Source organism: Pseudomonas sp. GW101-3H06, assembly GCF_059424605.1.
In genome coordinates, this window is record NZ_JBWKZO010000001.1 from 4,027,091 (window position 1) to 4,048,373 (window position 21,283).

At 57.6% G+C, this 21,283-nt stretch carries 17 protein-coding genes; 7 read left to right on the top strand and 10 right to left on the bottom strand.

From position 1 onward, the window contains the following. The first annotated feature begins 324 nt into the window (after positions 1 to 324). A complete protein-coding gene (locus AC07ZE_RS18420; RefSeq protein ID WP_207266099.1) occupies positions 325 to 3,741 on the top strand; it encodes an Ig-like domain-containing protein in 3,417 nt (1,138 codons plus the stop codon). Positions 3,742 to 3,816: 75 nt separating this feature from the next. On the opposite strand, the gene AC07ZE_RS18425 is transcribed toward AC07ZE_RS18420, so the two are convergent. The 4 genes from AC07ZE_RS18425 to AC07ZE_RS18440 all read right to left on the bottom strand — a co-directional run bounded on the left by AC07ZE_RS18425 (position 3,817) and on the right by AC07ZE_RS18440 (position 7,872). Beyond that, positions 3,817 to 4,887, bottom strand: a complete 1,071-nt coding sequence (locus AC07ZE_RS18425; protein WP_259331974.1) for an MBL fold metallo-hydrolase — start codon at positions 4,885 to 4,887, stop codon at positions 3,817 to 3,819. Between the two features lie 15 nt (positions 4,888 to 4,902). Continuing rightward, complete coding sequence (locus tag AC07ZE_RS18430) at positions 4,903 to 5,472, bottom strand: YceI family protein (RefSeq protein ID WP_207266100.1); 570 nt, start codon at positions 5,470 to 5,472, stop codon at positions 4,903 to 4,905. Between the two features lie 161 nt (positions 5,473 to 5,633). Then, positions 5,634 to 6,305 (bottom strand): phosphoribosyltransferase, encoded by a 672-nt coding sequence (locus AC07ZE_RS18435; protein WP_207266101.1) that lies wholly within the window; start codon positions 6,303 to 6,305, stop codon positions 5,634 to 5,636. Positions 6,306 to 6,510: 205 nt separating this feature from the next. Further along, the gene (locus AC07ZE_RS18440) at positions 6,511 to 7,872 is read right to left on the bottom strand and encodes an MATE family efflux transporter (RefSeq protein ID WP_207266102.1); all 1,362 of its coding nucleotides are present in this window, start codon (positions 7,870 to 7,872) and stop codon (positions 6,511 to 6,513) included. 439 nt (positions 7,873 to 8,311) lie between these two features. Between AC07ZE_RS18440 and AC07ZE_RS18445 the strand changes: the two genes are divergently transcribed. Both AC07ZE_RS18445 and AC07ZE_RS18450 read left to right on the top strand, forming a co-directional pair. Further along, on the top strand, positions 8,312 to 8,584 hold the full coding sequence (locus AC07ZE_RS18445) for a hypothetical protein (RefSeq protein ID WP_207266103.1): 273 nt from the start codon (positions 8,312 to 8,314) through the stop codon (positions 8,582 to 8,584). An 89-nt stretch (positions 8,585 to 8,673) separates the two neighbouring features. Beyond that, complete coding sequence (locus AC07ZE_RS18450; protein WP_494990432.1) at positions 8,674 to 8,982, top strand: hypothetical protein; 309 nt, start codon at positions 8,674 to 8,676, stop codon at positions 8,980 to 8,982. A gap of 67 nt (positions 8,983 to 9,049) precedes the next feature. On the opposite strand, the gene AC07ZE_RS18455 is transcribed toward AC07ZE_RS18450, so the two are convergent. The 4 genes from AC07ZE_RS18455 to AC07ZE_RS18470 all read right to left on the bottom strand — a co-directional run bounded on the left by AC07ZE_RS18455 (position 9,050) and on the right by AC07ZE_RS18470 (position 14,897). Further along, positions 9,050 to 9,322, bottom strand: coding sequence for a hypothetical protein (locus tag AC07ZE_RS18455; protein WP_207266104.1), 273 nt, complete (start codon positions 9,320 to 9,322; stop codon positions 9,050 to 9,052). Next, positions 9,322 to 11,094, bottom strand: coding sequence for an S-type pyocin domain-containing protein (locus AC07ZE_RS18460; protein WP_207266105.1), 1,773 nt, complete (start codon positions 11,092 to 11,094; stop codon positions 9,322 to 9,324). Before AC07ZE_RS18460 ends, AC07ZE_RS18455 begins: the two co-directional genes overlap by 1 nt. A gap of 391 nt (positions 11,095 to 11,485) precedes the next feature. Further along, entirely contained in the window at positions 11,486 to 14,065 is a 2,580-nt protein-coding gene (locus AC07ZE_RS18465) for a bifunctional diguanylate cyclase/phosphodiesterase (protein WP_207266106.1), read from the bottom strand. Between the two features lie 142 nt (positions 14,066 to 14,207). After that, positions 14,208 to 14,897, bottom strand: coding sequence for a winged helix-turn-helix transcriptional regulator (locus tag AC07ZE_RS18470; RefSeq protein WP_207266107.1), 690 nt, complete (start codon positions 14,895 to 14,897; stop codon positions 14,208 to 14,210). 103 nt (positions 14,898 to 15,000) lie between these two features. Between AC07ZE_RS18470 and AC07ZE_RS18475 the strand changes: the two genes are divergently transcribed. From AC07ZE_RS18475 to AC07ZE_RS18485, 3 genes are all read left to right on the top strand, one after another. Then, positions 15,001 to 15,942 (top strand): carbon-nitrogen hydrolase family protein, encoded by a 942-nt coding sequence (locus AC07ZE_RS18475; protein ID WP_207266108.1) that lies wholly within the window; start codon positions 15,001 to 15,003, stop codon positions 15,940 to 15,942. Between the two features lie 27 nt (positions 15,943 to 15,969). Further along, positions 15,970 to 16,404, top strand: a complete 435-nt coding sequence (locus tag AC07ZE_RS18480) for a GFA family protein (protein WP_207266109.1) — start codon at positions 15,970 to 15,972, stop codon at positions 16,402 to 16,404. 243 nt (positions 16,405 to 16,647) lie between these two features. Beyond that, positions 16,648 to 17,013, top strand: coding sequence for a hypothetical protein (locus tag AC07ZE_RS18485; RefSeq protein ID WP_207266110.1), 366 nt, complete (start codon positions 16,648 to 16,650; stop codon positions 17,011 to 17,013). A 180-nt stretch (positions 17,014 to 17,193) separates the two neighbouring features. Here AC07ZE_RS18485 and AC07ZE_RS18490 read toward each other — a convergent pair whose 3' ends face one another. Continuing rightward, positions 17,194 to 18,387 carry an IS4 family transposase gene (locus AC07ZE_RS18490; protein WP_207267847.1) on the bottom strand — a complete coding sequence of 398 codons (1,194 nt, stop codon included), beginning with the start codon at positions 18,385 to 18,387 and terminating at the stop codon, positions 17,194 to 17,196. 614 nt (positions 18,388 to 19,001) lie between these two features. Here AC07ZE_RS18490 and AC07ZE_RS18495 point away from each other — a divergent pair. Continuing rightward, on the top strand, positions 19,002 to 20,498 hold the full coding sequence (locus AC07ZE_RS18495) for a methyl-accepting chemotaxis protein (protein WP_207266111.1): 1,497 nt from the start codon (positions 19,002 to 19,004) through the stop codon (positions 20,496 to 20,498). A 145-nt stretch (positions 20,499 to 20,643) separates the two neighbouring features. Here the strand turns inward: AC07ZE_RS18495 and AC07ZE_RS18500 are convergent, their stop codons facing one another. Beyond that, positions 20,644 to 21,138 carry a cupin domain-containing protein gene (locus AC07ZE_RS18500; RefSeq protein WP_207266112.1) on the bottom strand — a complete coding sequence of 165 codons (495 nt, stop codon included), beginning with the start codon at positions 21,136 to 21,138 and terminating at the stop codon, positions 20,644 to 20,646. Positions 21,139 to 21,283 lie beyond the last annotated feature (145 nt).

Sequence of the window (21,283 nt, forward strand, 5' to 3'; positions counted from 1 at the left end):
CCGCAAAAAATTGATACAAATTTATTGTGTAATAACGCTCAGTTGCTTTAAAGCGATCACCATCCAGCAAACAACCACCCAGGTATGGTGATAGTAACCCAATGAAATAAAGGCATTTCCCCGCAACTGAGGAATATCCCCCACTGCTTTGCTGCATCGCCTTTGAAACACCTTGAAACAACTTACTGATTAATCAGAACGTTATCTACCCCTGCCCGATGATGGCGCAACAGTTGCACCGGCGCTGGTACCGCAACGCAGTCGTCCCCTCTGCATCGGGGATGGCGGGTTTCGCCAATTTGGCACGTCTGCAGGGGAAACCAAATGAAAACCGTAGCACCCGCGTTCAGTTCGCTCAGCTTCATGTGCAGGTCAAGCGTGGCCTCGGTCATGCTGATCACCGCCAGCCTGACTTCGGTCAGCGCGGCGCCGATGGATGACGAAAGCCAGCCGTCACCGACCGACCCCTCGGCCTACTACAACCCGCCCGCCGACCCGGCGGCGGCGCTGGAAGCCTTGAAAACCATGCCCGAGACCAACCAGGGTGCACTGGCCCTACCCAACGGCGCGTACGGCGACCGCAACACGCCACGGGCCGACAACGTGCTGCCACCGAGCTTGCAGACCTCGTTCAACTACCCCACCAACGGCAAACCGAGCCCGTTGTTCGGCGCCGAACCGTTTACCCAGCAACTGCTGCTGTTCGAAGAGTTCGGCACGGAAAAACTCGATCCGACGATCCCGGCGCCCCCCCTGACCTTCCCCGTTCCCACCATCGGCCCGGCACCGCAGCAGGACCCCAACAGCGTTGCCCGCAGCGGCCCTTCGAGCGCCGCGCTGGATGCGTTCATGCGCCAACCGGGGTTGTTCCCGTTCCCGTCGCAGTATGCCAATGTGCTGGACCGCAACCCCTGGAAAGCGCAGATCGAAACCTTCCTCAACCGCCATCCGGTAGGTTCGCCCGCCGAAGGGCGCCCCCCGGGAAAAGGCTGGTCGCACCAGCGCTGGAACGAGTTCTATCCGCAGGTGGATTTCAAGACCGTGCAAGCCGGCGCACGGACCAACCTCGGCCTGCGCGACCGCAAGCAATTGCACAACTACGCCGTCGGTGAGTTCGCCCCCGGCGGGCTCTACTACCAGACCTCCGACATTCCCGAAACGGCGGGCACCACCAAGGGCATCGACGTGCGCTTCCACTCGAAAATGCCGGTGCAGAATCACAACTCGCTGTGGACCTTCGACGGCACCGTGCCGCCCAAACTGCTCATGGTCCGCTACGGCCAACCACTGCTGATGCGTCACTACAACGCCCTGCCCATTGATCCGGCCGCCAACATGGGTTTTGGCCTGCACACCATCAGTACCCACGAACACAACGGCCACTCCCCGGCCGAAAGCGACGGCTACACCAATGCGTTTTTCTTTCCAGGGCAGTACTACGACTATCGCTGGCCGCTGCAACTGGCCGGTTACGACACCATCAACACCAAGGCTGAAGACCCACGCGCGGCGTTTCCCTGCGCACCGGGCGAGAAACTGTTCGTCAACGACGCCACCCCCGGCCTGAAAACCTGCGATAGCGGCACGATCAAGATCCGTGGCGACTGGCGCGAAACCATGAGCACCCACTGGTTCCACGACCACATGCTCGATTTCACCGCGCAGAACGTCTACAAGGGCAACGCGGTAATGATGAACTACTACAGCGCCCTGGATCGCGGCAACGAAGCGATCGAGGACGGCGTCAACCTGCGCCTGCCCAGCGGTTCGGCAATGCCCTGGGGCAACCGCGACTACGACGTCAACCTGGTGGTCGCCGACAAGGCCTGGGATCAGAACGGTCAGCTGTGGTTCAACCCGTTCAACACCGACGGTTTTCTCGGCGACCAGATCCTGGTCAACTGGCAGTACCAGCCACGCCTGAAAGTAAGGGCGCGCAGTTATCGCTTCCGCATCCTCAACGGCTCGGTGTCGCGCTACTTCAGGATTGCCCTGGTGCGTGAAGTCGCCGGCAACGGTGGCGAGTTTCCGGGGCCGTCGGGTTCCGGGGTGTCCTACACCCGTGTGCCGTTCCACATGATCGGCAACGACGGCAACCTCATGGAACACGCCGTGCCGTTCGACGGCAGCATGGACCTGGACGGCGATGGCGATAAGCAGAACCACAATGCCATCCTGCCGACCCAAGGCATCGCCGAACGCTTCGACATCATCGTCAACTTCGCGAAAAACGGGATCAGGACTGGCGACAAGCTGTACTTCGTCAACCTGATGGAACACCAGACCGGTAAGGGTCCGAAAGATGACCCTCTGAGCCTGGCCGACGTGCTGTCCGAGAAGTACAAGGCGGTGATCAAGCAGGGCAGCAAAGGACCTGAGTGGGACAACGGCGACCCGGTGGTGGGCAAGTTCATGCAACTGGTGGTCCAGCCTTACAGCGGCCAGGACGTCAGCATGAACCCGGCGGATTACGAACCGGCGAAACCGGGCAAAGCGGCAGGCAAGATCATGATCCCGCTGACCCTGGACCGTAACAGCCCCACCGACCAGGCCAAGCTCAAGGTGGCGCGGCATCGCGAGTTCATTTTCGGCCGCTCCGACGGCACCGACGAAGCCCCCTGGACCATCAAGACCGATGGGGGTTTTGGCTACCAGATGGACTCACGGCGACTCAGCGCCGCCCCGCAACTGGCCAACGGCCCAAGCGATGGTGGCTACGCCGGCGACGGCACCCTGGAAGTGTGGAAAATCAAGAACGGTGGCAACGGCTGGAATCACCCGGTGCACGTGCATTTCGAAGAAGGCATCATCCTCAGCCGCGACGGCAAGGCGCCACCGGAATGGGAAAAAGGCGCGCGCAAGGACGTGTATCGCATCGGCGAAGGCATCGACAGTTCAGTGGACGTGGAAATGGCGATCCACTTCCGCGAATTCGCCGGAACCTACATGGAGCACTGCCACAACACCCAGCACGAGGACACCTCGATGCTGCTGCGTTGGGATATCGAGCATCCGGGTCAATTCCAGTTGATGCCAACGCCCCTGCCCGGCTGGGACGGTGTCACCTACGTTGCGTCCGCCGCGCTGCCGACCTTCCGCAATGGCGACGGCGGCAATGGTGATGACGACGATGATGACAACCAAGACCCGAACAAAACACCCGTGGCCAACCCTGACAGTGCTGCCAGCAGCAATGGGCAACCGGTGACCATCAACGTTCTGGCCAACGACACCGATCCGGACGGTAACCTGCCGCTCAAAGTGGTGGGCCTGGCCCAGCCGGATTCGGGCATGGGCACGGTCAGCACCGACGGCGTACGGGTGATCTACACCCCACCCGCCACCGTCACCGCACCGTTCACCGCAGCCTTCACCTACCAGGCCAGCGACGCCAAGGATGCCGTCTCGGAACCGGCAACCGTGTCTGTGGCGGTAACGCCCGCGGCGGTCAACGAAGACCTGGTGGTCACCAGCGCTTGGGTTTCGGTGCGCAGCAACAGCCGCTACACCTGGGACCTGGCCGGTACCACCTCGCGCGGCACCGGCAACACGCTGACGGTGACCGCGTCGACCACTGCCGGGCCACTCAACCTGGGTAACGCGATCCTCACGCCAACCGGCACCGGCGCACGCTGGCGGGTATCGGTCACCACCACCGGCGCCGGCCCGGCACCGAACCCGACCGTCACCATCCGTTCGACATTCGGCAAGTCCGTGACAGTACCTATAGCGGTGAAATGAGGTAAGCCCGACTGGCGCCCGGTTTCTGTAAGGGAGATCGGACGCCAATGCAGCACCAAACTTCATTGGACAATCTCACTGTGCAGCCGGCAGAGCCACCTCGGACAGTGGCTCCGGCACCACGACCTCGATCCCCGGCAGCGTACGCTTGATTCTTTCGATCATCTTGAGCGGGGTTTGCCCCGGGATCGTCTGCGCGGGCTCCTCAAGATTATTGCCAAAGAAATTTTCCCAGTGCCCGACCAACACCAGTCGAGGTCGGGTCACCCTCAGCAGCGAATCGGGATATGACGACACCTGCTCCCAGTCGCCGGCTGAAAGAATTTCCACATCGAAAGGTTTCGAGTCAGCAATGAGCGGCGGAAAACCATAGGGAGGGTTCGCAGCACTGTCCAGATAATGGAGGCGATACACCGGTTTGCCATCGTCGCCCAGTAGATCGATAACCCACGCCAGGGTTTTATGGCCCAGCTTCCAGTTACGGATATAAATCGGTTCTTTTTCCAGGTCATTGTCATAGGCACCGGGCAGCAGATTTTCACGAAAAAGATGGCCGGCGTGCATGCTTTCCAGCGGCATGGCCCGGATGAAGCCTGTCGGCGGCAACCCTGTATCTTTTGCCAGGCGCTGACCATCGGTCATCCGGTCCCCCGACGAGTAGAACCAGGTTCCTGTTACGGTCGGGTCATCGTATTTGGTGATCTCCGCCCTGCCGGGCACGATGACCGGGATGCGCGGTTTTACAGCGAGGATATGCGCGACCGTCTCGGAGCCAATGACTTTCGCATGGGGCGTGTGGACTTCCATTACCCGCCGGACATCCATCAGGTGATCATAGTGGGCATGCCCGACCAGAAGCATTTTCACGTCGTTGGCCGGCGGCATGTAGATATCGATCTTGCGATTGTTCGCCCGCACCCGCAACGGAGGAATACCTTTGATGCCAAGGAAGGCAGGGTTGCTGAACGATGGCGCCAGCAGCAGGCCTTCGCCTTTCCAATGCACCAGCCAGCCACCAACGCCTAGAAAGGCAATTTTCGGTTCCGGGAGGTTGTGGTGCTCGGTGACTTGCAACTTGATATCCGCAGGGTTTCGCACGCAACCAGCAAGAACCAAAACACAAAGCAGGAAGAACCTTGGGTTCATGGATTGATCCTCTCATCAGCGCTGGGGCGCCACCATCCGGAACCGGATGTTGATACCGTCGGAGACCATCGTGTCGGCCCACTCACCGTCGCCGATCTTGAAGTCACTGCGTTTGAGCACCAGTTCGCCGTCGAAAATGCCGATGGCATTTTCCGCCTTCAGCAATACCGGTACCGTCACTTCCCGGGTGAGTCCCCTGAGCGTGAGATTGCCAGTGATCTGGTAGCGGTTATTGCCCAGGTCCGTGAACCGGGTCGACTCGAATGTCGCCACCGGATAACGAGCGGTGTCGAACCAGGCAGGTTTTTGCAGTTCCGTGTTGGCGTCTTCGCTGCCGGCGTCGATGCTGTCGAGGGCGATGATCAGTTTGGCCCGCGCAGCCTCGGGGTGGTTGGTATCGAAATCCAGATCGCCCTCGAACTTGCCGAAGGTGCCGTACATCTTCGACCCCATCTGCTTGTAGGTGAAACGGATGGTGCTGGCTGTAGCGTTCACGTCGGTGTATTCGACGGCTTGGGCGCCGGGGAAAACACCCGGCGCAAAGGTAAAAGTCAACGCAATGATGCGCAAAAATCGAGGGCTCATGGGATTCCCCGGAGCGAGGCCACACATGGATTGAGGTGTCGAACGCACGATGGACTAAAGCAAAGAACCGTCGTTTGTTCCACCCCTGAGCGGACTGCGACTGTCTGACGGTAAGCCGACCGGGCCACGGGATAGCCAGCCAGGGCGTCGATCTTTATCCGCTACAGCTCAAGCTCACGCTGCCACGCTCGCTGCAGCAGATCCATGACTTCCTTATCCGTCGTCTGGGAAAAATCCATGTAGAAGTAACCAATCGACATCAGCCATTCGGGAATCAGCGGGCAGATCAACTCATCCACCTCACTGCGCAACGCCTCGGCCGTTTCAATCGGCGCCACCGGCACGGCGACCACAATGCGTGACGGCGCATGCACCCGTACCGCGTGAATCGCCGCCAGCATCGAGGCGCCGGTGGCCAGGCCGTCGTCGATCAGGATCACCACCTGATCCTTGAGGTGCAGCGGCGCACGCGACCCGCGATACACCTGCTCACGACGCTTGAGCTCTTTCGTCTCCCGGTCAACCACGGCATCGAACGCGGCCTTATCGATCGGGTGCACCCGCAGCGCCTGTTCATTGAGAATCTGAATGCCGCCACTGGCAATCGCGCCCATGGCGAACTCCTGATGCGACGGCACCCCGAGCTTGCGCACCAGCATCAGATCCAGGCGCACCTCCAGCGCTTTGGCCACTTCATAAGCCACCGGCACCCCGCCACGAGGCAAGGCCAGGACAATGACATCGGCGCGATGGGCGTACGCAAGCAGCGGCGCCACCAGGCGTCGCCCGGCGGCGGCGCGGTTCTGGAAGATGGTTTGTGATGAGGGGCCCATTTGAAAACCTCCTCAGGCGATCACGCCTGTCGGATATCAATTCCCCACCCATGAATTCTCGGCGCGACGGTGGCCGGCAGCAAGCCCGGTCATGCCTGACGTTCAACTTCACCACCAATCCCTGTGGGAGCGAGCCTGCTCGCGAAGGCGGTAGTGAGTTCAGCAGAAAGCTTGCCTGACAAACCGCAATCTCGATCCTTCCCCCCTACACCAACCGCTCAATCTTCTGATGCTGCCAAACCCTCTTGTAGTACAGCACCTGCAACGCCAACATCCCCAGATACGCCACCGGAAACGCCATCCACACCCCTTGCAGCCCGAACCGCGCATCCAGCAGATACGCCACCGGCAATTGCACACCCACCACACACACAATCGAAATCGCCACGGGCACCATCACCGTACCGCTGGCACGCATGATCCCGCCGATGATGGCCTGGAAACCAAACACCAACAGGCTCCAGAGCATGATGTGCAACAGATGCTCGGCCATGCTCCGCGTCGTGTCCTCGGTGAGGAACAAACCCAGCAACCAGTGCGACAGCAAATACCCCAACACCACCAGGCCACCGGTCAGGCAAACATTGATCATCAACCCCGTGCGCAAGATCGGCCCGATGCGCTCGATACGCCCTGCCCCGATCGCCTGCGCCCCAAGAATCGACGCGGTAATGGCAATCGACAACGCCGGAAACTGCACGTAATTGACGATCTGCGTCACCGCCCCATACGCCGCCGTCGCCTGGGAACCGTGCTGGTTCACCAGCGCCAGGATCACCAGCTCCGACAGCGACAACACCACCATCTGCAACCCGGTGGGCAAGCCGATGCGCAGCACCTTGCCGAGGATCGCCATGTCCAGCTTCATCGCCGCAAAAAACTCCCGGTCCGGCGCCAACGGATGCCCCTTGCGAATCAAGCGCCACGCCAGCCACCCCATCGCCGCCAGGTTCCCCGCCAACCCGGCAAACGCCGCACTCTGAATCCCCAGCATCGGCAAGCCGAACCAGCCGCGAATAAACGCTGGCGTCAGCGCCAGCCCGACGACGGTCGACACCACCAACGCCAACAACGGCGACATCGTGTCACTCACCCCGCGCAGCAACTGCGTGAACAACACAAACACCAACAGCGACGGCATGAACCACAACATCACATGGGCATACGAAACCGCATCGTCCAGCACATCCGCCGGCGTCCCCAACCCCACCAGCGAAGACCGCGCAAACACACTCCCCAACACCGCCGCCACCAACCCGATCAACAGCCCCAGCATCAACGTCGCCCCGGCGATGGCCTTCACCAGATGCGGCTCGCGAGCGCCCCAGGCCTGGCCGATCAAAACGCCCGCACCCGCGCCGAGACCGATGACCAGGGCGATGAAGAAAAACACGATAGGGAACATCCCCGAAACCGCCGCCAGCGCCTGTGTGCCGAGCATCTGGCCGATGTAGATGCTGTTGACGGTGCCGGACATGGATTGGAGGAAGTTGGAGAGGACCATGGGGGCGAGGAACAGGAGGTAGGTTTTCCAGAGGTGGGGTTGGGGGTTGGGTGGAGTTTGCATGGGGTGGAGGTCCGTCTCGACTTCGGGGTTGGGTTTTTAGAGGATAGCGTTAGGTGGGAAGAACAAAGTTGAATGAATGATTTAGCGCTGCTTTCGATCCATTCAACAACGCTGAATATTGGTCCTAGGACGGCATAAAAATTCCTACACAAACCTCGGAATTCCTCACCTTCCCCGTCGTTCTGATGAAGCTTATAGTCGGCCCGTCGCCCAAAATGGCGATTCGGGTTTGGCGACCCGAGATACGAATGCGAGGGCCGCCTGCTCATTTGCAGGCGTCGTCGCAACTGTAAAACCGCTGTACTATGGCGGTTGCGCGCGGGAGACCTTCGGGTCTGCCGGTTTTCGTTCCCGGTTCGCCAACCTGCGCGCAACTGCCACCCTATTCGTTTGGCGACGATCTGTTGGCGGTCTCATCTAACTGAACGAGATCTCACCTATGGAAAGATACATGCCCCTCACCGGAATCGACCTGATCCCGGCCTCCCTGCTCATCGACACCCAAGCCCCACTCGACGTCCTTCAAGCCATGGCGGATTACCGTATTCGCACAGTTACGCAGGTGCTGGAGAACATCGCCTTCCGCGCCGAACTCGGTTGCGACACGGTAGTTTTGAAGGACTTCTCTCAATTGCTAGCCATTCCGTTACGCGACGGCTGTGACTTGATGGACGTGATCGGCCGACGCTTGCGAGCGCAGGCGAAGGAGTAAGTAAAAACGGGCGCCTCAGGCGCCCGTTTTATGTAATTACAATCTGTGCGTAAACACTGCTAACGGCTCACAAAAAATGTGAAAAAAATGTGCAGACTTTTCTTATGGCACAGACCGGTAGGTCCCTGATCACATCAAAATCCTGGCTCGATCCGGTTCTCCCTGACACATTGCCTCCTTCAATCATCGAGCTTGCTGACGCGCTGCCCAAGAAGACGCAGTTTCTGGCCGGACGCCTGCCACCTGAAACTGCTGCACGCCTCGGTCGTCGCCTGCAAATCACCAATACGTACTACTCGAACCTGATCGAAGGGCAATACACCGAGCCCGCCGAAATGCAAAAAGCGCAAGCGGCCCCGGTCAAAGATCGCAAACAACTAAAAAATTGCAATGAATGAAAACGGGCGCCAAGGCGCCCGCTTCTTGTTAATCATCGTCCCTTAAAGAGGCAAATACTTAGTAATTTCAATCAAAGGCATATTTCCTCTCTACCATGAATGTCGGCTCTCTCCAGTTAGGCCCTCTCCTAACCCCGGTTCCAGTAAGCTCTACAAAGCCGGCCTCACGCATCTTCAAAAGGAGATTCAACAAACCCATGTTATCTCCCACATGTGCCCAACCAGCCCTGTTGTAAAATCTGTCCAGTTGAGGGAGGGAGATACCTAGCTCATTTTTCGTGAAAAATAAAATCACTTCTTCAGGTTTCTCGTTGAGCACAATTTCCATTATGACGCTCATTATTTTATCTCCCCCAGTTGCTTGTACATTTTTTTCTGTTGTTTATCATCCGCTTCTAAAGCCTCAGGTGTGTAAAGCAACTCATGAGCATCCTTGAGTTTGTAGTCTTCCAGGGTTGCCGCATGGGTGTGATTCCAAGTAGCACCCTCATCATTCGGCCTTACGCCGTCTGCCACACCTAATGCTCTGAAACGCTCAAGCTCTCTTATTTCGTGAGTATAGAAACGTTTGTCGACATCCGTGACGACTAATTTACCCTGGAGAATTTTTTCCAAGCGATCAACCATGATGACATTGGCATCCGAAGGCTCGAATCGACCCGTATGCAATTTGACCAAGTCAATACCCGCTTGAGTCACGGTAGCACTCGTCCAATCGAGATCAAGAATTGGGCCTCCCGCTTTGGCGGGATTGTACAATCGACCGCTGTACTTTCCTCTCGTGGTGGCCCCTTCATAAGGAGTGTTGAAAACAACATAGATTGGCGGCAAGCCGCTGTTGATTGGAAAGCAGTAAATACAATCCCTGAAGTCCGGCAACTCGGACGCAGGCAATGTTTCGGGCTGCACAAGTAGTGGCAACAGTTCAACGCCAGTGTAACGCGGCACTTCCACTGGTCTAACAGGTGAAGTTGTCGAATTGCTATCCCAGTGGATAATGGGAAAACCGAGGGTAATGGGCGGTGTGTCGGCGGAGGTGAAACTGTAGCTGTTAGTCTTCTGATCGAACTCCAGCGCCCTAACTGGCACCGCTGGCGAAATGCGCCCTCCCGTCGGTGTTGCAACGAGTGTGTATTGGCCAAGGTCACCATAAATCCGATAGGGAAGATCGATGGTTCCTGCGGCAGCCGCTATTTCATGCAAGTTAGACGGTGAATTTGGCAAAAGTGTATTGCCGGATAGTTTGAGTACCGTTTGAGGGTAACGCTCGCCATTACCCAGTTCGGGTGAGTAGAGTAAAGTACCGATCCCAATAGCCGTCGCTCGACTAAGAAGAGTTTCTCCCATCCCCTTCAACAACAAAATGCCCTTACGGATCACCGCCTCGAAGGTCCAACCGTCCGCGCTCAGGAGATCGGCGGCACCCGCCACAGTTACCACCTGTGCGGATTGACTAAAGGTCAAATTGAAGCTGTAGGCAGTTTCACCTCTCGCCAAGGCGTAATGGATCGCAGCATCTATCGCTGGAGAAGCCTCCTCTAAGATGGAAACAGCCTCGACAAGGATTCGTTTAACGTAAGCGGCTGTCAGAGATCTCAAAAAGTTTTCGTAATGGCCTAGGCGTTCTTCCTCATGTTCTGCCGTATCCACACTAGCCGCGAATGCATGGGCATTTTCCATACTGTCCATCGACAATGGATCTATGCCAAAAAAAATATTTGCTTCATACCAACTTCTATTCATTCTAATTTGTTGCAGAAGCTCGACAATAATCGCTTTCTTTTTTAAGGCGAGCTCCAGCTTATTGACGGAATGGGTATCATCAGCCGAATTTATGCGCCTCTCTATTTCATTTCGCACACCCGTCGTGCTATTCGAAAAAACATTTCCTACCTGATCTTGCACCGAACGCCCTATAGCGACCAACTTTGAATAGGCGTCTCGCTCTTCATCGATAGTTTCAATGCGGTGAGCCACAGCAACCGTCGGGAGAGTTCCATCCCAATTTAGAGCACTGTCAAAGTTTGAAGGAAGCCCTGGATATTCCTTGTATGAATTGAGCAGAGCATTTGACGATTTCAAAGGCGGAGGAGAAGCGTTAGATTTTTGCATGCAGCATTCCTTGCTATAAATTGAATTCCATGCGATTTGACGCGCCCAATTTATGCCGCAACAACGGTACTCTATCAACAGTAAAATATTTACCGCATATGCTGTGATTAGAGATGACCAAACTTAAATACAGACTATTACCCATAGTAAAATCTCTTACTTAAAAGATTCCGATTTCAGACGAATATTTGGGTGCATTTAGTATGGATTGATGGCTGTTACCCGGATTTGCCCCAGCAGCAACCGGCCCACCTCTGGTGCGCAGAATTAAGGGATGGTTGTGAGTTGATGGGGGCGCAGGTGGCGGAATGAACGAAAACGGGCGCCTCGATGGCGCCCGTTTTTTTGTTCAACGACCCGATAAACTTGTCCGCTGAACCGGCGTGAACCTCTAAACCTTGCTGTCAGTGCCGGCCACTGTTATTGCGCCGACCAGAGTGCTGAACGCTTCATTATCAAGCGGTCGGCTCAGGAAATAGCCCTGCCCTTCGTCACATGCCACTGCCTTGAGCAAGTTCAGATGTTCAGCGGTTTCAATGCCCTCTGCGGTCACTGTGAGTGACAAGGCCTGCCCCAGACCGACGATCGCCTGGATGATCGACTTGTCGTCATCGCTTTCGGCCAGTCGGTTCAGAAAGCTGCGGTCGATTTTCAGCCCGTCGAACGGGAAGGTGCGCAGGTAGCTCAGCGACGAATAGCCAGTACCGAAATCATCCATGGCGATTCGCACGCCAAGGCGCTTGAGCCTATGCATCACCTCCAGAGCGCCTGTGGCGTCTTCGAGCATGACGCTTTCGGTGATTTCCAACTCTACGCGGGCCGGATCGATTCCCGAATCGTGAAGGGCTGTCTGCACCCGTTGAATCAGATTGCCTCGCTTGAATTCGGAGGGCGAAAGATTGACGGAGACGAACAGATGTTCCGGCCAGAGGACAGCATGGTGGCAGGCGGTCTCGATCACCCAGTTGCTCAGGGAAATAATCAGCCCCGTTTCTTCGGCAATGGAGATAAACGTGTCTGGCGCAATCAAGCCACGCTCCGGATGCTGCCAGCGAACCAGCGCTTCGGCACCCACCATCTGTCCGTCGGCAATGCGAAACCGCGGCTGGAAATGCAGCCGCAACTCATCGTGTTTGATCGCGAAGCGCAAGTCGCGCTCCAGGCGGCGGCGCTCAATGATTTTCGCGTTCATATCACCTGCGTAAAAGCGCCAGGTATTACGGCCCGAGGCCTTGGACGCGTACAAGGCGATATCGGCATAGCGCAGCAGTTCACTGGCTTCACTTGCATCGTTGGGCGCCATGGCGATTCCGATACTGGTGCTGACGAACACCTGCTGTTCGTCGATCTGTATCGGTCGCTCGACGGACTCGATCAACCTCCGACAGAGCGTTTCGACCTCCTCTTGTGAACGCAGATCGGTAAGAATCAGTACAAACTCGTCCCCGCCTATTCGTGCGACGAGGTCTCCATGACGGATACACTCTGCCAGCCGATTCGACACTTCGTTGAGTACGAGGTCACCTGCGGCATGCCCCAGCAGGTCGTTCACCGGTTTGAATCGATCGAGGTCCAGGCTGAGCATGACCAACGGATGCTCCACGGTAGGCAAAGCCTTGAGCTTACCGTCAAGAAACTCTTGCAGCCGCGTCCGGTTGGGCAGCCCGGTCAGGGCATCGTGTTGTGAAAGGAATTCGATTCGACGGCGGGCTTCGACTTCTTCGGTGATGTCGGTTGCCGTGCCGCGAAATCCTCCACCGGCCATCTTTCGCGCCGAAACACGCGTGATGCGCTCTTGCCCCTTGGTATCGACATAGCGGCACTGGACACTGATGTTCGGGCGCCGGTTCGGGATGCAGAGCCACTGAGAGACCGCACCTAACTCGGTACGCAGCAGATCGTCCATGGGTGCACCGATCCAGAGGTCCCTGGACAGTCCCGTCACATTCTCGAATCGTTCGGACAGGTAGATGAAGCGCCAATCGGCGTCTATTTCCCATACCCAGTCTGAACTGGCTTCAACGACATCACGAAAACGAGCCTCGCTGATCGCCAAGGCCATTTGGCTGCGTTGCAACGATGCGTAACTGGCATCAAGTGCCTGAGCACTCGCCGTCGTGCGACGCAAGATGACCCAGGTCATCAGGCAAACCAACAGTGCTGCAAAGCCCACCAATGGCAAGCCCAGCCCAAGCAAGCGCTGGCCTGGCTCGGGCGGACTCCAATGCAAGGTGCCCGCACTACCGTTTTCGCCCAATGAAAAGACTGACGGGTCGTTTAGTTCGTCAGGCGCGGCCACCCGCAAGTCATCAACCCCGAAATCCTGGCCCAGTGCTGCGAGCTTGGCTGGCTCCAGGACGTCGACGAATATCAACACCGAAGGCGTCCTGCCATCGCGCAAGACCGTAGGATCGGTTCCCGGCGTTATCGCCGCCGCTACCACCAGCGCGGGTACGCCGCCAATATTGATGAAGGCCGATGTCGGGATTTCCGCTTCCTCCCCCGCGCGTGCCCTTTCGAGAATGGCCCCCATCGACTGTTTGAGCCATTGCGAGGCGTCAACCGGTTTCAGCTCGCCTTTGACCACCGCGTACACGGTGCGATTACTGTCATTAACGACAAACATTCCCTCGAACCCAAAATCCGTGAAAAGCGTCGGGCCGACATTCTGACGCACGTAGGCCCAGTCGATATCCACTTGCGTGTGCAACTGCCGATAGGTATCCCCCCAGAAGGCGTAATCCTTGACAGTCAATAGCAGTGATTTCTCCAGCGATTGCACCGCTTTTCTCGTATAGAAAGCACTCTCGGCCTCCTCCGTCCGGTCCAGATCATTCGCCAGGTAAACCAGCAAATAGCTGGCGAGCAAAAAGACGCCAACCAGTAGCCACAGAAACTTGAAAAGAGAAGCACGAGTCAATGCCACACTGGAGCGACTGGACGGCGGGCTGGGGGTAGTGGTGTTGGGCATAGATTCCCGCAAGGCGTCGTAACAAGAAAGTTGTACGTCAAGCTATCGACTGTAGTCGATAAACCATTAAGTGTTTCTGGCGGTAATGACTGGCTCCTGAAAACCGAAACATGACAGCAAAGGGAAGAACGGGCCAGCGTGATTACCGACTTGCCACCGCCCTCCGCGTCCCAGCAAACGCACTCGTTCCCAACCAACGCCACAAGCTCTGCGCATCCTTCACCGCGCCATCCACACGCAGCTCCCGCGACTCAAGCACCTCCCGCGGTGTGCGGTCGCCCGTCCAAACCTCGGTCAATGCGCGCACGCTGGAGTCGACGATCAGGGTCAGTTCGCGGCCGGGGTCGTCGCGGCACAGGTCTGCCACGCCCTCTTCAACCACCAGCCACCAGGCTTGCTCGCCGGGCCGGGCGTCGCGGAATTTGAATTGGATGACCACCGGTCGCGGCGGGAATGTCTCGATGTGGACGAAACGACGTACGTCCCACATGAGCAGGCCGGCGTCGAGTTCGTCATCGCGCAGGCGGCTGCCGATCCAGCGTGCGCCCCAATGACCCAGCGCCATGATGATGGGGCGCAGTTCCTCGCCCGCCTCGGTCAGGCTGTATTCCCGGACTTTGCCGACGGCCGTGCGACGAACGACGCCAATCTCTTCCAGATGGCGCAGCCGTTGCGCCAGCAGGCCGGTGGACATCCGGGGCACGCCGCGGTGCAGTTCGTTGAAGCGCTTGCTGCCACATAGCAGTTCGCGCACAACCAAGGGTGTCCAGCGCTCGCACAGTGCTTCGGCACCCCGTGCGACCGTGCAGAACTGACCGTAGCTCTCTTCCATTGCCTGGACTCCGCGATTGCAACACTTCAGATTCTGAACTAGTCCCGCCCCTTCCTTGCGCGCAGGCTCAAGACTTCGAAGCCAAGTGCCAAAGGAGAACGCCATGACCAAGGTAGCCATCATTCAGCGCCCGCCCGTGCTGCTCGATCGTAGCGCGACAATCGCCCGGGCCGTGCAATCGGTCGCTGAGGCCGCGGCGGCGGGAGCCTCGCTGATCGTTTTGCCCGAATCTTACATTCCCGGTTATCCGTCGTGGATCTGGCGGCTGGCGGCAGGAAAGGATGGAGCTGTCATGGGCCAGTTGCACACGCGGTTGCTGGCCAACGCTGTTGATATTACCAACGGTGACCTGAGCCCACTGTGCGAGGTGGCCCGCGTTCACGCCGTGACGATCGTGTGCGGCATCAATGAATGCGACCGGCACAATGGCGGCGGCACGCTCTATAACAGCGTAGTCGTGATCGGCGCGAACGGCGCAATGCTCAACCGGCACCGCAAGCTCATGCCCACCAATCCCGAGCGCATGGTGCATGGCTTCGGCGATGCCTCCGGGTTACGTGCGGTCGATACACCCGCAGGTCGCCTGGGTGCGCTGATCTGCTGGGAAAACTACATGCCGTTGGCCCGCTATGCACTGTATGCCCAGGGGGTAGAAATCTACGTCGCCCCCACGTACGACACGGGCGAAGGCTGGATCAGCACGATGCGGCACATCGCACTCGAAGGCCGCTGCTGGGTGCTCGGCAGCGGAACCGCGCTGCGCGGTGGCGACATCCCCGACGACTTCCCGGCGCGTGCCCAACTGTTTGCCGATCCGGACGAATGGATCAACGACGGCGACTCGGTGGTGGTCAATCCCCAAGGCCGGATCGTCGCCGGTCCATTGCACCGGGAGGCCGGCATTTTGTATGCAGACATCGACGTCGCCCTGGTGGCACCCGCGCGGCGCGCGCTCGACGTGACCGGCCACTACGCACGCCCTGACATTTTCGAATTGCAGGTACGGCGCACAGCGGCGACCTCAGTGCGCTACATCGACGCATAAAGTCACCCTTGATCGAGGAGTCATTCCATGAACACTGAACGGTCTTACAAGGGCAGTTGTTTTTGCGGTGCAGTCGAGTTCACCGTCAGCGGCGAGCCGGCCGCGATGGGCTATTGCCACTGCGAATCGTGTCGGCATTGGTCAGCAGGTCCGGTCAATGCCTTCACGCTGTGGAAACCCGAGGCGGTGCAAGTGACCCGGGGTGCCGAGAACATCGGCACCTACAACAAGACCCCGCAGAGTTACCGCAAGTGGTGCAAGACTTGCGGCGGGCACCTTTTCACCGAGCACCCGGGGATGGGGCTCATTGACGTGTATGCCGCCGTTATCCCGGATCTCGCGTACGAACCGGGGGTCCACGTCCACTATCAGGAGGCGGTGCTGCGTATCAAGGATGGATTGCCGAAGCTGAAGGATGTGCCCAGCGAGTTAGGCGGATCGGGCGCCAGCATGGAAGAGTAGCGGCCCCGCGGCGCGCTCCCGCTGAGCATTTAACCTGTGGGAGCGAGCCTGCTCGCGAAGGCGGCGTGTCGACATTGAAGTTGAATGTACCGCCCTCTTCGCGAGCAGGCTCGCTCCCACAGGGGATCACCGAACAACCATTGACTGCGTCAATAGTCACCATTAACTCAATGAAGTTCTCTTAAAAATCCTGCGGCGTAACATCTGCTCCATACCAACCAAACACCCCCGGAGCACACGATCATGAAACGCCAAACCCTCCTCAGCATCGCTTTCTCGATCTTCGCAGTGAACGCTTTCGCCGCGACCTCTGCTCAACCTGTCGTCGCTGAAGGCGGCTCGGATCGTCTGATCGAAAGCCGTGTGGCTGAAGGTGGTTCGGATCGTCTGATCCAGAATCGTGTGGCTGAAGGTGGCGCTGATCGCCTGCTCGAAAAACGCGCTGTGGCTGCCGATGGTTCGGATCGTTTGAAAGGCAACACCGTTGCCGCTGATGGCTCTGATCGCCTGCACGGCAACACCGTTGCCGCCGATGGTTCGGATCGCCTGCACGGCAACACCATCGCCGCTGATGGCTCTGACCGCCTGAAAGGCAACACCGTTGTCTAACTAATCCGCTACACCGCACCACTCAAAAAGCCCGGCCTGATCAGCCGGGCTTTTTGGTGTTTATGCATAGAGATCGGTATAAACACCCGCATAAAAACCGGATTTTTTTGGCAATGATGCGCTTTCGAAGGTAAACCCATCAAATAAAAATAAATCCGTCCCTGAGGGATCCCCACAAACCTATCCCAGCGCCTGTGCTTGTTGATGTACTTCGTCTCGCAACGCGTGCTCAAGTCTCTCCAAGGTTTTTCGAGACTTTGAGCCGCGTCCGCTGCGCCAGTATTCCAACCCCAATCGCCATAGCGACAACACTCGCCGACGTTTAAGGCTATTGCTTTGAAAACGATGTTCATGACCTGCTTCGCGGGCCTGCAATCCGGTTAAACAGATGATGTAGTTAGCCAATGCCGAGATCAGCAACAGCACTTCAATTCGGCGCGGACAGTGGCTTCGATGGCGAGTTACGCCAACACCGTAGTGCTCGCTTTTTACATCCCGGAAGCCTTCTTCTATCTGCATCCGTTGTTTGTAAATTGCCACGATTTTCGACGGATTCCATTGCTCCTCTGGCAGGTTACTGGCCAGTAACCACGGCTCTCGTTCACGATTAGCCGATTGCCTGCTGAGTTTGTTTTTGGCGATTGAGCCGGTGACGCGTTGATGTTTTCGCCCCTTGGCGCGATGCCTGACGCAGTACAAATGAATAAAATGCGGAGCACTTTGGGTCATCTCGATATGGCCCAACGACTTTGGTGAAGAAGACGCCAAAGCATAGAGATTTTTCACTGGCAACCAAGTGTTCGAGTCGCAGCGGTAGAGGTCGCGATTGCGCACCCGAGCCACGTAATACCAGCCTTGCGCCTCGACAGCCTTGATCCAGGGTCGTCGAAAACCCGCATCGGCTACAAGGATCGGAACGCAGTCTTTGGGGAGTATTTCGGCCAACGTTTGCAGCAATCGCTTTTGATATTTCGGACATCCTTCACGCTCGTGAACGCTTTCGTAAATAGGAAACGAGCGCCCAGCCAACGGGATCGCAGCGCGCAATAAAAAGAACTCACCCGCCGCGTCAATTGGTGACCAGTCGACCAGGATCAAAGGATGTTTCAGCGATCCCAGCAAGGCTCGCAACATGACCCAATAAAACAACGAGCGCTCTGTTTGCAGATGACGATTACCGAGCAGTCGGTCCACTCGTTTGATGGCGTGTTTGGGATAAGCCTTGCCCGGCATGAATCGACCAATTCCTGTCAGCGTTAGACGACGGCCGCGCAGTAACGAACTGACACAACACATCAGTGTTTTTAGACGACGAGAATGGACAGTGGGAAGTGCTTGAGCGAACGCGCTGTGTAAGAATCGGATGGCCTGCATGGGATCGGTATCTTGTTTTTTTGTGGTGCAATACAAGTTGCCGACCCGTGCAGGTCTCTTCAATTCCCAACTTCTTGATTTCTCGTAGGAAAAAACGGGGATCCCTCAGAATCCGTCCCCTTTTCGACACTTTTCGACTTGCTAAATAAATCCGTCCCCTTTTCAGGAGGCTACTAGCCAAAATAAGCGTAGATGAGGAATAGACATCCAGTTGAAATACTGGTCAACGCAACTCCCGAAACCTGATCCAAAGACGTCCATTGAGTGTGCGTTGTGTGCAGCGAATTTGATGTGTTTGCCTTCCCAAAAGCTACCGACCTTTTCCCCGCCATTTCAGCATAACTTGCCTCTATTTCTGACAATCTTGTCCCCGAACGACGTTGCTTACTGCGAGATGATGGCAAACGGCTACGCTCTCCCCGACGCCTCATGCATCCCCCCAACAAAACCAACCCATGACCCTGTGGTGAGGGCGTTTGCTCCCGTTGCACCGTTCCGTGCTCGGGGCAACAGGAGCAAGCTCCCTCTCCACAGGGTCATTGGCAGGCTTGTCCAGCCAGCATCTGCCCTACTTCCCTGCTTCACCCTCGCTCAATGACATGGAGTAAGCGTGCATGCCCTTCCCCCCTCGTTTCCTTGAGCACTACCGCAAAGCCGACCGCATCATGCTGGGTTTGATCTGGCTGATGTTCGTCTTCGCGTTGGGCCTGGCGTTCTGGCACGACACGTTCGTGCAGGCGTTGTTGGTGGGCGGCGGGACGAGTGGGGTGTTGACGGTGTTGTATCGCGCCATCGGCGGCACGCGGTTCATGCGCTGTTGCCTGGGTGTGGGTCTGATGGTGATGGCGGCGTTGCACATCAATCAGGCCCGGGGGGTCATTGAGTCGCACTTCGGGATTTTCGCGTTGTTGGCGGTGCTGACGTTTTATCGCGACTGGCTGCCGATCCTGGTGGCTGCTGCGGCTATCGCGGTTCATCACGTGGTGTTTCATGTGCTGCAGCATCAGGGATTTCCGGTGTTTGTGATGGCGCATCACGGTGGCTGGACGATGGTGTTCGTGCACGCGTTTTATGTGGTGATGGAGACGGTCGCCCTGCTCTACCTGGCGCTGCACAGTCAGGCGGATGCGGTGGAGAGTCAGGACATGCTGGACAAGATGCTCGCGGTCACGTCGCAGTTGACGGTGGATGCCGGCAAGGGTGACAAGGACGCAGTGCATGTGTCGCTGGCGGAGCGTTTCGATCAGTTTCTGACGCAGATTACGGCGCTGGTTGACGGCGTGGTGCGTGATTCTCAAGGGTTGGGTGAGTTGGGCCACAAGATTGCCAAGGCGAGTACGACGCTGGAGAAAGGCGCGCAGCATCAGTTGACGGAAATTGCCCAGATGACCGGTTCGATGCAGCGCATGGGGGATGCGATGGGGCATATCGCCGTGCATGTCGAGCATGCGGTTGAACACGCCGGACAGGCCAGTGCGCAGGTCACTCGAGGTCAGGAGAGTGTGAATCGGGCTCGACAGGAGATCACGCAGTTGGCGTCGCGCCTGAACGGCACCCACGAAACCGTGCAGGTGCTGGCGGGTCAGGCGCAGCAGATCGGGACCGTTCTGGAGGTGATCAGCAGCATTGCCGAGCAAACCAATTTGCTGGCGCTCAATGCCGCCATCGAGGCGGCGCGGGCAGGTGAGCAGGGTCGAGGGTTTGCGGTAGTGGCGGATGAAGTGCGCAGTCTGGCGCAGCGTACGGCGGTTTCCACCAAGGAAATCCGGACGATTATCGAGGCGTTGCAGCAAGGCAGCCGCAAGGCGGTCGAGGCAATGCATGACAGTCGTGAGGGTGTGGAGCGCTGTGTCGAGGACAGTCAGTTGGCAGCGGCGATGTTGCAGGCGGTGGGCAGTGATATTTCGCAGATTGATGAGCTCAATGGGCGGATTGTGACGACCACTCGGGAACAGTCCTCGGCGAGCCTGGAAATTGTCGGGCGGTTACAGTCGGTGCAGTCGATTGCGCAGAGTACGGCGGATGATGTGGAGACCCTGGCGTTGAGCAGTCAGCAGTTACCGCCGATTGCGTCGCGGCTGGATGCGTTGGGGCGTACGTTTCATCAGTGATGTGTGGGAGTGAGCCAGCGCGCGAAAGCGGCGTTACATTCAACATCATCGGTGACTGATCCGCCGTCTTCGCGAGCAGGCTCGCTCCCACAGTGGGTCCAGATGCATCTGCGGGAGACTGGTCGGTTTTCAGGCGGTGATGGCCTTACTTCACTGCATTGCGCGGATCATCGTGGCTATCTACATACTTAAGACCCAGCGGGCCTGTCCCGTAGACTTGCGAGATGTACTCGCCTGATCTGGCCCAGTGGAAGTGTGGGGTATTGGCCGGGAGTATCACTACGCTGCCGGGGCCATAGGCAACCAGTTTGTCCGGATCGAAAACCGTACCGAAGCCAATGTAGAAAACCCCGGACATGACGGTGTAGATACGATCTTCAGGATGCGTATGGGGCATCAGTTTGGTGCCATTGGGCACTTTGACCCGCACGACGTAGGGTGCTGATTTGCTGGGGTCGCCGACCAGCACAGCCAGTTTCACTTCCTTGGGGAAAGCCGCAAAGCTGCGCCATTCCACATCTTCATTATGCATGGCACCGGTTTTGCCCAGTGGTAGTGGCTCAGCCTGGGCGAACGGCATGGCTGCGCCTGCGACAAGAAGCGCTGTCAGGCAAGCCGTTTTCATCATGCTCTGAATCATCAAAGACACCTTAGTTACGCAAGAATCGTCCGCCTTACTGTATTTGTGATGGGCATTACTGATAATGCCGCTACCGCGTATTACAGTTGATACGCAATGTAATCAATGTTCCGTCACATCCGAATCGCAACACCCAAAAAGCCCG